The 12,960-nt window shown below is 55.2% G+C and carries 7 protein-coding genes; 1 reads left to right on the forward strand and 6 read right to left on the reverse strand.

The genetic code is table 11. The annotated features are described in order from the left end of the window. Positions 1–25: 25 nt before the first annotated feature. From ACFE8Q_RS02375 to ACFE8Q_RS02395, 5 genes are all read right to left on the reverse strand, one after another. The gene (locus ACFE8Q_RS02375; protein WP_375443747.1) at positions 26–2,932 is read right to left on the reverse strand and encodes a M16 family metallopeptidase; all 2,907 of its coding nucleotides are present in this window, start codon (positions 2,930–2,932) and stop codon (positions 26–28) included. 117 nt (positions 2,933–3,049) lie between these two features. Continuing rightward, complete coding sequence (locus ACFE8Q_RS02380) at positions 3,050–3,355, reverse strand: 2TM domain-containing protein (protein ID WP_375443748.1); 306 nt, start codon at positions 3,353–3,355, stop codon at positions 3,050–3,052. A gap of 172 nt (positions 3,356–3,527) precedes the next feature. Then, positions 3,528–8,759: a hypothetical protein gene (locus tag ACFE8Q_RS02385; RefSeq protein ID WP_375443749.1), complete on the reverse strand. Its 5,232-nt coding sequence runs from the start codon at positions 8,757–8,759 to the stop codon at positions 3,528–3,530. 281 nt (positions 8,760–9,040) lie between these two features. Next, positions 9,041–10,579, reverse strand: coding sequence for a glutamate--tRNA ligase (gene gltX / locus ACFE8Q_RS02390; RefSeq protein WP_375443750.1), 1,539 nt, complete (start codon positions 10,577–10,579; stop codon positions 9,041–9,043). Between the two features lie 172 nt (positions 10,580–10,751). Further along, the gene (locus ACFE8Q_RS02395) at positions 10,752–11,117 is read right to left on the reverse strand and encodes a Rid family detoxifying hydrolase (RefSeq protein ID WP_375443751.1); all 366 of its coding nucleotides are present in this window, start codon (positions 11,115–11,117) and stop codon (positions 10,752–10,754) included. Positions 11,118–11,206: 89 nt separating this feature from the next. On the opposite strand from ACFE8Q_RS02395, the gene ACFE8Q_RS02400 reads away from it, so the two are divergent. After that, positions 11,207–11,812 carry a TIGR04282 family arsenosugar biosynthesis glycosyltransferase gene (locus ACFE8Q_RS02400; protein ID WP_375443752.1) on the forward strand — a complete coding sequence of 202 codons (606 nt, stop codon included), beginning with the start codon at positions 11,207–11,209 and terminating at the stop codon, positions 11,810–11,812. Between the two features lie 34 nt (positions 11,813–11,846). Here the strand turns inward: ACFE8Q_RS02400 and ACFE8Q_RS02405 are convergent, their stop codons facing one another. After that, complete coding sequence (locus ACFE8Q_RS02405; protein ID WP_375443753.1) at positions 11,847–12,854, reverse strand: SIS domain-containing protein; 1,008 nt, start codon at positions 12,852–12,854, stop codon at positions 11,847–11,849. Between the last annotated feature and the right edge of the window lie 106 nt (positions 12,855–12,960).

Raw genomic sequence — 12,960 nt, forward strand, 5'->3', positions numbered from 1 at the left:
AGTAGCCGACGAATGAACAGCCGGGCTAGTTTTTCTTATCCGATGATGAACTCATCTTGGCTGGCGCAGCGCCTGTATTGGTCGCTGCCGCTGTCGTGATTGGATCGCCTTCTTTGTCGAGTTCAACCACTTCATACCCGAGTTTCGACAGGCCGGGTTTAACCAGTGCTTTGTCGCCAACGACCGCAATAACCATCTTGTCGACGGGCAGGCGTTTTTTGGCAATCGCATCGACCTGTGCTTTGGTGATCGTGCGCAGAATATCGGCCTGCTGTTCTACATAGTTTTTGGGCAGATCATAGTCGATGATGCGGCTGAGGAAGATCGCTTTCTGAAACGACGTTTCGTAGCGCAGCGCATCCACCTGACCAAGCGAACTCTTCACAAACGTTAGCTCAGGTTCCGTGATGCCCGACTGGCTGTAGTTCTTCATTTCTTTGATGAACTCCACCACCGAACTATCGGTAGCGGCGGCTTTCACCCCGGCGCTGGCCGTGAATGGCCCCGCCGTTTTGGTGCTCGCAAAACCCGACCGGGCACCGTATGTCCAGCCTTTGTCTTCGCGCAGGTTCATGTTGATACGGCTGCTGAAGGCACCACCGAGCATGTAGTTGACCAAACCGGTTTTGTAGTACTCGCCGGTGGCGTCGTAGGGGAGGTCGGTCAGGTAACCGATCCGAATTTCCGACTGTGCTGCTTTCTCCTTGTCGATCAGGTAGATACGGGTTTTGTCGATCTTCCGGGCAACTGCAGGCTTGGGCAGGGTAACAGGTTTCGCGGCCCATTTAGTCAGGAAAGCCAGCTTGGGCATCACCGCCGACTGCTCAATGTCGCCCACGATCACCAGATTCGTTACCGATGGCGAGAGCGAGTTCTGATAAAACGCCTTCACATCGTCGAGGGTGATGCTTTCAACCGTTTTGGTGGTGCCGCTCAACGGAACCGCCCGGATGTTGCCTTCGCCATACAGGAGTTTGTTATACGCTTTGTTGGCAATAACGACTGGCTGAGTGTTCTGGCTGGCGATATTCTCCAGTTGCTGCTTCTTGCGGCGCTCAAAATCGTCGGCCGCAAACTTGGGGCGCAACAGTTTCTCTTCCAGCAGCGCCAGGGTAGAATCGATGTTTTTCACCGGCGATTCAACCGAAACGTTGATCTCTTCCGTGGTGGCCTGGATGTTGATACTGGCCCCCAGTTTTTCCAGTTTGGTGTTCAGTTCTTCGTTTGAATACCGTTGCGTGGCTTCATTCATCAGCGAGGCCGTCAGTTGGGCAATTCCCGCTTTCGATGGATTGGCCGCCGACAGCAGGTGCCCACCCTTGATGCCAAACAGCATGGTCACCGTCGGAATTTCGTCGTTACGGGTGCCGATTACCTTCAAGCCGTTGGGCAACTTGTCGGTCCAGAAAGGCGGAACTTTCAGCGCTGGGTTTGGGCCGGGGCCGGGTTTCACTTTCCGGTCGAAACTGTCTTTAGCTTTAGTGTAGGTCAGGCCGTTGTAGCCGTAATCGGGTGCCTGATAGCCGGTCGTTACAATTGTGTAGTTGTCGGGTTTGGCCACAATGGCAGCTTTTCCTTTCGGATACACCGTTAATATTACCGCGTTTTTGCCTTTGATATACTGGTTATACACCCGCATCACGTCGGCTTTGGTCACGCTATTGTACCGTTTGATCTCCTGCGGAATGTAATTGGGCGTTCCCAGGTACGTCTGATAAGCCGCCAGTTGCGATACTTTGCCCGCTACACTGGCCAGGCCGGAGATCAGTTGCGCCTCGCGTGAAGCTTTAAACTGAGCCAGGTCGTCGTCGGTAACGCCCCGGCTTTCAAACTCCGTCAGTGTCTGGCGAACAATGGCTTCGGTGCTATCCAGACTCTTGTTCGGGAAGGGCAATATCCGCATGGTCAACTGTCCCGCCAGCTCAGATGTTGGATGACCGGCGTTTGCCTGAACGGCGAGTTGGGTCTTCACCAGATTCTTGTAGAACAGCGAATTTTTACCGCCGCCCAGAATTTCGGCCAGCGCGTCGAGCGGGGCTTCGTCGGGGTGGTAATTAGGCACAGTTGGGAACACGATCTGAAGTAGCGGAAAACGAACGTTATCTTCGTAGGAAACCCGTCGGTCTTTATCCAGCACTACCGCAGGAACAACCGTTTTTGTTACTTCGGGTCCGCGTGGAATACCCCCAAAATACTTCTCAACCATCGCCACAACCTGTTTGGGGGTTACATCACCGCCAATCGTCAGCACGGCGTTGTTGGGACCATACCAGCGCAGGAAGAAGTTTTTCAGGTCGTTTACATTTACCCGGTTCAGGTCTTCGATGTACCCGATCGTCAGCCACGAGTAGGGGTGGCCGTACGGAAACAGGTTTTTAGAGACGTACTCGCTGGCCAGTCCATACGGGCGGTTGTCGTAGTTCTGTCCCCGTTCGTTCTTCACCGTTGCCCGCTGAATCTCGAATTTCTTCTGCGTCACGGCGTCGAGCAGAAAGCCCATCCGGTCGGCTTCGAGCCAGAGTGCCCGCTCCAACTGGTTGCTCGGGAGCGTCTCGTAGTAGTTCGTGCGGTCGGTGTTGGTCGACCCATTGAGCGTACCGCCCGATTCGGTCACGATTTTGAAGTGCTCATCATCGGCCACGTGATCCGACCCCTGGAACATCATGTGTTCGAAGAAGTGCGCGAAGCCCGACTTGCCAATTTCTTCACGCGCCGAGCCAACGTGGTACGTCACGTCGACGTGTACGACGGGGTCTGAATGGTCTTCGTGAACAACCAGCGTCAGGCCATTGGGGAGTACGTATTTCTCGTACGGAATCAGGAGTTCTTTCCCTTGCCGGGTCACCTTCTCCACTAACTTAGTCTGCGCTGATGTGGTGCCTGCTAACAGGCAGCTCACCAGCACCGACAGGTAAACGGTTGCTTTTTTCATGTTTGGGTACTAGCCGAAGTAAGCCCGTAAGTTACCAAGAGAATCGACACAGGCGATAGAGGGGTGGTGAATTTATGCCCCTGGTAATCACTGGCTACACCGCCGAAACCCAACCACTTACCAGGCCTGCTGCCGCTTCAGCTTTTCGTACTCCTTCTCAATCTGGTTGCGCTCGTTTGGGTATCGATACACGGCCAGGTAGTGCGAAACCAGGCCGATTCCCCAACCCAGCATGGCAAATAGTGGCCAGGGCACGTACCCATGCCGGAAACCGATAGGCCCTGCACTCAGGCTTGTTACCAGATAAAGCAACCACAGACCAGCGTTGATGGTCAGGTACGAACGTAGATGCGTACGAAAGCCAACGCGATTTTTGGCTTGTTTCCACAAAATTGGATCATGGGCAGTTTCAGGAGTTGACATAGCTGTATTTGTTAAACGGGTTTACACCGGCCCCTGCTGGCGACCGACAGGTTGAAGATACAGGCACCCCTGCGCAAGGCACCAGTTGAATCTGACCAAGTGCCTGCTCACCGGCGTAAACTCCGTTTTTCGTCCGACAAACGCCCCGCCGTTTTCGTCCGTTGTTAACCGATCAGCGGTTCACCCGAATGTCGGCACTGGCTTCATCGTCTTCGCCGGGGCGTGTACTTCGGTTGTTGGGCGTTGAATCCGGATCGGCTACCGCCGACCGGGTGACTTCAACGCGGCAGGTATCCGAAGTAGCAGGCAACCAGTACACCGTTCGGCTAATGGTTGCGTTGGCATTGATCTGCCCAATGTCGATTGTCAGCGTAGTGCCTGCTGCTTTCCAGGTGGTTTTGTCAAGGCTGTAGGTGCCGTTTGGAAGCGTTAAGCCCGTCTGTACCAGTGAGGTAGATGCACCACCCTGATTTTGAACAAGCATCGTTACCCTGATGGTATCACGGACCTGCGCCACTCGTTTGCTCAGAGAAAGCAGTACGCTCAGATCAGCCTTGTTGGCCACCGGTGCCGGTTGATTTCCCGCGACAGCAGGCAGCAACCGCCCATTCGGATTAGGCGAAACACCCACATACCGGGTCGTATCGGTCGTGCGGAAGTCGGTGAGTGCGGTGTCGTCTTCGCCGTCGGCAAAGCCGGTATTGGGTTGGCTATCTGGGTCGGGAGTGTCGCAGGCAATTACTTCCACGGCGTTCAGGTACGTTCCCCGTTTGTTTACGCGCGTTCTGAAACTAACGGTGCGCGATTCGCCCACGGGTACGTTGCCAACGGCATAGCGAAGGCTGTCGCCGGTATTGGCCGATAGACTGCCCGTGTAGCTGAGGCCGGATGGAAGTCGGTTGATAAACAGCAGGTTTTCAGCCACATCCGGTCCCGCATTAGTTACCCGAACGAAATGCGTCACTGAGTCGCCCAACTGAAGATACCGTTTATTGACCCAACTGGTCAGCGATACATCGGCCCCATTGACAAACACCCGGACTATGGCTCCCATGCCGGCCCCGCAGCTATTGACCAGATTCACCAACGAATAGCTGGTGGTTTGACTGGGCGTAACTGTCAGCGAATACGGGTTCTGGTACGTGCTTACCACAGATTGCCCGCCTGCGAGTGAGAACGACCAGGGCCCGATGCCACTCAACTGAATGGGTAGCACCGCCGACTGCCCTGACCGAATAAACGGCCGGCCCAGTACCGTAGCCGAAGCGGGCTGATTGACCACAACCGACAAGGCGGCCGATTCGGTCAGACAGGTGCCCTGTTCGTAAACCAGGCTATAAACGCCCGTTTCGGTAGCTACCAGTTCGTCGAGTGTAGCCCCGTCCAGACGAACGCCATTCTTTTTCCAGTAGCTGTAGGGGCCGGTCACCCGTTGCAGTTCTACTGCCGAGTTGGGGCAGCGCGTTAGCCCGCCTGCGGCCATAATCGTTGGTTTGGCCGGTTGCCCAATGGTGACACTGACCGGTTTGGAGAGGCCACCACAAACCCCATTGGTGACCGAAACGCTGTATAGCCCGGAGGTGGTTACGGTTTGATAGGTTTGCGAGCCCTGCGCTATTTGTTGGCCATTCCGTAGCCAGCTAAATGCAACAGCGCCTGTGCGCGGGAAATCACGGGTCGATAGTTCAGCGCTGGCGCACTGTTCGTTGAGCGACAGGGTAGGGGTGAGCGTTTGGCTGAAGACGACTGAAATCGCTACCGCCGTACCCGAACAACTGCCTGAGGTATAGCGCAGTCCGTAGCTGCCTGGCGCATCAACGGTATAGCTGAAGCCCGTTGCGCCAGAGATAGGTACGTTGTTTTTGGTCCATTGAAGCGTGTGATTCGTGTTTTTGGCGTACAATACCAGCTTCTCACCGGCACACAAGGTTGTGCTTCCGTAGAAATAAAAGCCATTGCTCAACTGGTTGTTGGCGGTTACGGCAATCGGGTCGCTCACGGCCAGACAAGTCCCCCGCCGAATCTGTAACCGATAAATGCCTGCCTGACTAACATCGACGAACGAGCTGGTTTTCCCACTCAGCGAACGGCCATCCTGGAGCCACTGGTAGGTAGTGCTATCGGGCTGGCTGGTGGCGTAGAGGGTCAGTTTTTCGCTGCCACAAAGCGTTGGCAACACGTCATTCGCCACGGCAATTACTGGCGGAAGAATGGCCGGGCTAAACGGCAGGTACGTCGACGGCGCGGTGGCTACACACGTACCTGCACCCGATGCGCTAAAGGTGAGACTGTAGCTGTAAGCGCCTGTTGTGGTGATCGACAGAACCGGCGAAGTGGCACCGGGCAGGACAGTGCCGTTTCGGAACCACTGATAAGTCGCTCGTTGCCCCACGTAGGAAGCCCCCAGTGGCAACGGCGTACCGGGGCAGATAGGCCCATCGTCCGGGTTGGTCGGGTTAAGCACGCTAACCGTTGGCGAAGCGAGGGAGATGACCAGAAAGTCGTTGGCGTTGATGGTGGTGCAACTGCCCACCGAGGCCGTAAAACTATAGGTGCCTGTTTGCCCGGCTAGCAGTGTGGCACTGGTTTGGCGCGCGATTGGTTGCCCGTCGAGAGCCCAGCGATAGGTGGCCGTCACGCTCGTCGGCTGATTAGGCAGGTAGGCACGAAGCAGGGCCGAATCGCCGGGACATACGTACCCACTGGTGTACCTGGTTGCGGCCAGTCGGGGATCCAGCGTTTGGCGTTTGTCCAGAATAAACGCCTGACTGCTGGTTAAATTAGTTATCCGCAAGGGAGCATTGATAGGCTGTGTCAGGCTGAATTCCGCTGCTTCCAGACGAATTTTATAGCCTGTTCCCGATGATGTGCTGGTCGGTACGGTAGCTGAAAGTGGGCTTGACGAACCAGCCGCAATGACTGGTCCTTCGGTAAAGTCGCCCGCTGCATTTGACAGTCGAACCACCACCCGGCTTGGTGGCGTGTTGGTCAGTGTGAAGTTTACCGGAAACGTGCTTCCTGCGCACAGAGCGGTGGTCGACAGGGAACCGGCTACAAGTATGGGCGGATCAGAGGCCCAGATGTCGCTCTCCCAAACGCCACGCCCGTTGGTTACTACGGCGATATGCTCGTCGGATGCGCGGTAGACCAACTGCTTGCACCGGACAAGCGGCGCGGGGTTATTGGTCAATACCCAGGCAGGGTTAGTTGCTGTAATGTTCGCTGTCGACCAAACGCCCAGTTCAGTAGCCAGCATCACCTGCTGCCGGTTGGTAGGGTTCATCAAAACGGCATAGACGGGCAGGTCGGGCAGGCCGTAGGCGGGCAGGTCCTTACTCGTCCAGGTTGTTCCGCCGTTTGTGGTGTACCAAATCGACTGTACGCCGTAGTTAGAGAGGCTGACAATCAGTTCATTATCCGCTTCTCCCACATCAATGCCACTAATAGTGCTGCCAGTCGGAAAGGTGCCACCGTCGATCCGGGTTAGGGTTGGCGTGGCCTGATTGGTGCCGGTTATCCGGTAAAGCTGGCTATTGATAGTGGCCGCAAACAGGCTATTGGGGGCCACACCAACTTTCAGGCAGGTCGGCCGGGCGAGTCGGCCGCTGTCGAGCAACGAAAGCTGAGGGTTAGTGCCAATGCCGGTAGCTTTCCGGTAAGCACCCGACCAGAAAAAAAGCGTGTTACTGCGGCTGTCATAATCAACGCCGCCATCGGGGTAATCGCTCGCAAAGAAGTCTGGCGAATAATAATCCCAACCGATGGCGTCGTTGGTATTTCGGGTCAAAAACCCACCGTTCGATGTAGCGGCGACCTGAACGGCTGGCTCATTCTGATCAATGAATGGCCGAAGCGGGTAGGCTGGGTAAATCAGTTGCGTCGATCCCTGATTGCCAATGTCGGCCGTTTCAAGCAGGCCTGGCTCGCCAACGCTGCCTGTCAGCCGGTACCGGCTTCCCGCTGTATTTTTCATCGCTACGCCGGCCACATCCAACCCGCCGAAGCTCCGGGTACGATTGTGCTGACTCTCATTCCGTCCCTGACTAACAAGCTGTTGCGTTGGTGCATAATACACCTGGTTATCGGCAGCCCAGGCGATGCGCTGCGCTGGGAGTGGCAAAAACGCGGTCGTTCGCCCGATCGTCTGCCCCGCCGACCAGGTTGTTCCGCCGTCGCCCGATCGGTAGAGCTGGTCATAGGCGGTCATGTAAACCACCCGGGCCGAATCTGGGGAAGCGGTGAGGGTAAAGTATTTGTCGCCGAAGCCCAGGGTTACGTCCAGGTCAGGCGCATCCGCATAAACCGGGCGCGTCATTGATTGCCAGGTTTGTCCGCTGTTGGTCGATTTTTTCAGCCAGCGCAGGGTATATCCGTTGAAAGTAGCGTCTTCCGCTATCTGGGCAGCATAGAGCGTCTGATCGCTTCCGTCGGCAGAAGCGGCAATGGTCAGTTCGGTTCGGAGGCCGGTATAAGGGCTGGTAGCAGGCGGCGTGATCTCGGTCCAGGCAGTAGCCACCGGCCCGTTTGACCGAAACAAGCGCCCATTAGCCATTGCTACGTAGACAAACTCATCAGGGCCCATCTGAATCGCCGATACACGGTCGCTGCCTCCCGTAACCGGTTGTGCACCAATTCGTTGCTGAGGGGCCAGTAAGAATTGCCAGCTTCTTCCCTGGTCGAAAGACCGGAGGACACCACCCTGCGTTCCGGCTAATAGAAGCCCGGTTGTTGTAACAGTAATCCCGGCAATTCGGCTAAAAGCCGCTTGTAGCAACGTACCTGTCTGCGACGGAATCGTGGCTGATAAGCGTAGCCAGGTTTTACCCCTGTCGGCTGTTCGCCAGATACCCCCGCCAACGCCTTCGCCAAGTGGGTCGCCCGTTGCGGCATAGGCAACGATGTCGTTCGTTGGATCGTTGGCAAGTGCCGACAGATTGTTGCTGTCCCAGGCATCGCTGAAGGGGACCCAATTACTGCCGGGATCAGCTATGTTTGAGTTTGCCCATAGGCCGCCGGTTGTACTGCCAACCCAGATAGAACGGCCAGTCGGGTCACTAAAAGGGAATAAGGTTGTGCGAAGTGTCCCAGTAAAGCCTAGCGGACCACGCTCCGTCCAGATTATGTCGGAGGCGGCGGCTGCCCGCGCCTGCCGTTTTGAGCTGGCTGCCGACTGAATCAGTTTTTTTCGGATGCCATTCAGCCGTTCAGTAGGAACCCAACCTAATTTAGGATCACGCGTACGACGATTCTGTTCAGCCAGGTAATTGCGACGCAGTGAATCGGCTTGCCGGGGCGTTGGTAACCGGATTTTTGCCGTAACAGGACGTACCTGTGCCCAGGCAAACGGGCTTAACAATGTACAGGCTAGGATGGCGTACACTGCCAGGCGGGTAGAAAGTAGCATATGAGTCGGATCGCGTCGGTGGGTAATTACCAGATACCGAATCGCGGCCAATCTCGTGCCAATCTATAGGGTTTAAAGAACAAAAAGTGTTATGTGTAAACTATTTGATATTCTATAGACAAACCATTTAATAAATAACGATATTAGGTTAGTTTTAGTCGGTTGTATTTGCTTAGAGAGCACCCCATTACCACTCGTTGTGAACTAAAAGCTGAATTTTAGCATGCCACAGGTACATGCAACCGTAATTAAATTTTGTACCTGTAGCATGCCTCAACAGTCTACTGGAGTGTTGTCATGGCGTTTTCCAGCCGTTCCATCACTCCGACTTTACCAACGATCTCCATCGTCAACATCAAATCAGGCCCAGTGCCCAAACCCGTAAGCGCTAGTCGCATAGCCTGCATTACCTTACCCTGTTTGATGCCCGCCTGCACCAGCGTGTCTGACAACAACTGCTTGATGGCATCGGCTTCAAATGGCTTTTCGAATTGCACAAGCCGGTCGCGGAAAGCAACTACGGCCCGGCGGGCTTCGTCGTTCCATTTGGCTGCGCGTACGGTTTCGTCGTAGTCAGTGGGCGCGTAAAAAATGGTTTTGGCTTCCGTGAACAGCTCGTTAGCAAACGTGACGCGCTCTTTCAGCAAGGCCACGATCTTTTCCGCTTTTTCTTCCGAACAGTCAAATCCTGCGTCCTGAGCCTGTTTCAGCACAACAGGAGCCAGCTTTTCGTTTGGTTGCTGCCGGATATACTGATGGTTGAACCACTTCGCCTTCTCGATATCGAACCGGGCACCCCCTTTATGAATCTTCTCCAGGTCGAAGGCGTCGATCAACTCATCCATTGTGAACAACTCCTGCTCGGTGCCGGGGTTCCAGCCCAGTAACGAAACGAAATTGACTAGTGCTTCGGGCAGGTAACCATCTTCGCGGAAGCCACGAGCCACAGTGCCCGTAAACGGATCGGTCCATTCGAGCGGAAATACCGGAAAACCACCCAGATCAGCGTCGCGCTTGCTCAGTTTACCGTTGCCTTCGGGTTTTAGCAGCAGGGGCAGGTGCGCAAACTGCGGCATGGTGTCTTCCCAGCCAAGGTAGCGGTACAACAGCACGTGCAACGGTGCCGAGGGTAACCATTCTTCGCCCCGAATCACGTGCGTGATGCGCATCAGGTGATCATCGACCACGTTGGCCAGGTGGTAGGTTGGCAGGCCGTCTGACTTCAGGAGCACTTTATCGTCAATCGCTGAGGAGTGTACATTCACCCAACCGCGAACAAGATCGTTCAGCCGCACCTCTTCTTTGCGGGGCGTTTTCAGCCGGATCACATACGGCTCGCCCCCCTCGATGCGGGCCTTTACCTCGTCGGCGGGCAGCGTGAGGGCATTTTTCATCTGCATCCGGGTAATAGCATTATACTGCGCAGCGGGTGCATTGGCTGCTTCGAGTCGGGCGCGCATGGCGTCTAATTCTTCGGCGGTATCGAAGGCGTAATAGGCTTTTCCTTCGTCAACAAGCCGCAGGGCTTCTTTCTGGTAAATGGCCTTCCGCTCCGATTGGCGGTAGGGCGCATCGGCACCAACAGGCCCGTCGGCCGTTTGGCCTTCGTCAATTTGAATACCAACCCAGTTCAGGGCTTCGATAATATACTGTTCGGCTCCTGGCACAAACCGATTCTGATCGGTGTCTTCAATGCGCAGCAGCATCTGTCCGCCCATTTTTCGGGCAAACAGGTAGTTATATAAGGCCGTACGAACACCGCCAATATGAAGCGGCCCCGTTGGGCTGGGTGCGAAACGAACGCGGGGTGAAGTTTGCATAATGAGTTGGTGTGCGGATTTTTAGATGGATACCCGGATTGGCGGATGAAACGGATTTACGCGGATTTTTAAGCTGAAGCAGAGCAAATCCGCTTTCAATCCAGAAATCCGCGAAGATCCGTTTCATCCGCCCAATCCGGGTATCCATCCGCCAATCCGTGTACCATGATAATTAGACGGCGATGACGGAGATTTCGACGTTGACGTCTTTAGGAAGGCGGGCTACTTCAACGGTTTCACGGGCTGGGAAATCGCCGGTGAAGAAGCTGCCGTATATTTCGTTGATGGCCGCGAAGTTGTTCATGTCTTTCACGAAAATGGTCGCTTTCACCACATTGGCGTAGTCCATGCTGGCAGCCTGGAGAATAGCGCCCATGTTTTCCATTACCTTCCGCGTTTCGGCCTGAATATCGCCCAATGGAGCCAGTTCGGCGGCGATCTGGCCCGATATATATAACGTGTCGCCGATCTTCACGGCCTGGCTGTATGGTCCGATTGGCGCAGGGGCCTGATCGGTATAAACAATTTGCTTTGACATAGCTTAGTTAATGAGATTTACGGTAAACGGATTCATCCGCCCAATCCGCGTTCTATCACAGAGTACCAAGTCACAAAAGTACACATCCTATGGCTACCCACCACCTGATCATTTTTGTTAAGAACCCCATTCCTGGTACCGTTAAGACGCGAATTGCCCAAACGGTTGGCAACGAAAAAGCCGTTGAGGTGTATCGCCATCTGGTGCATTACACGCAGCAGGTGACCCGATACGGCCCCTGGGAGAAGACAGTTTACTACGCTGACTTCGTAAACCCAAATGACGGGTGGAGCGGCTATGAAAAGGCCATCCAGGCTGGGCATGACCTGGGCGGACGGATGGCCAACGCCTTTCAGGAGCGGTTTGCCGCCGGAGCCGAGAAAGTCATAATCATCGGCAGCGACTGCCTGACCATTACTGAAGACCACCTTTTCGCTGCTTTCCGGGCTTTAGACGAGGCCGATGTCGTTATCGGTCCAGCCACAGACGGCGGCTATTACCTGCTGGGAATGAGGAAACTGCACTCATCGCTATTCGAGAATATGCCGTGGAGCCAACCGGAATTGAGGTTACTCACTGAACAGGCCATCCTGATGCAGGGGCTCACCTTTGAACGCCTTGAGGAACTGACCGATATTGACGAGTGGAGCGATTACGAGCAGGCCATGCGCAGTAAGCTGAAAAATGATGCGTAGCTGGTTTTGCTGAACAAGGCTAACCAATAACTGATTACACCAGCCCTTCTTTTAACAGATCGTGCAGGTGAACAAAACCGACCAACGTGCCTGACTCTGCCACCAGGATCTGGGTGATGTTGCGGCTCTGCATAACTTCCAGGGCTGTCACGGCATAATCGTCGGGCGCAACACAAACGGGGTTCGGGGTCATAATGTCACGGGCGCAGAGGTGGCGATAATCGGTATGCTGACTAACCATGCGCCGCACGTCACCGTCGGTGATGATGCCCAGCAACGTACCCAGCCGGTCCGCCGGTGCGGTGGATTCGGCGGCGTTGTCTGCCTGATCTAGCACGGCGGCGGCGCCCAACCGGCCGGCCGACATCGCCAGCATCGTATCGTGAATGCTCTGGTCGGGCCGCACGCATGGGCACTGGTTATGCGGGTACAGATCACTTACTTTCAAATACAGTTTCTTACCCAACGATCCACCGGGATGGTAGCGCGCAAAATCCTGGCGGCTGAATCCGCGCGTCGTCAACAGGGCAATAGCCAGCGCATCGCCCATTGCCATGGCTACGGTTGTGCTGGTAGTGGGGGCCAGGTTGAGCGGGTCGGCTTCGTAGGGGGCGGGGGCAAGCAGGACAAAATCTGCCTGCTTGGCCAGATACGATTCCGGTTCGCCCACCAGCGCAATCAATTTGGCACCTGTGCGGTGAATGAGTGGAACCAGCACTTTCACCTCTGGTGTGTTGCCGCTTTTCGAGATGGCCAGCACCAGATCGCTGGCCTGTACCATGCCTAAATCGCCATGAATGGCATCGGCTGCGTGCATAAACAGCGCAGGTGTCCCTGTAGAATTAAGTGTGGCAACCAGTTTCTGGCCGATAAGGGCACTTTTGCCAACCCCAGTAACCACCACCCGACCCGCTGACGCCAGAATGGCCTCGACGCAGTGGTCAAACTGGCTGTCCAGGTATTTAATTGCCCCATGAATGGCCTCGGCCTCGGCCAGCAATACATCGCGGGCAATGGATTGTAGATTTTTTGTTAGTTTCAACGTCCAGAAATGCTTAGGTAACACGGATGGGTTGTAAATTCGCTAAGTTTCGTTCTTTAAAACATAGACTAAACCTATTAAATCTGGGTTTCGTCGTATTCAGCGA

The organism is uncultured Fibrella sp., assembly GCF_964250085.1.
Lineage (GTDB): Bacteria > Bacteroidota > Bacteroidia > Cytophagales > Spirosomataceae > Fibrella.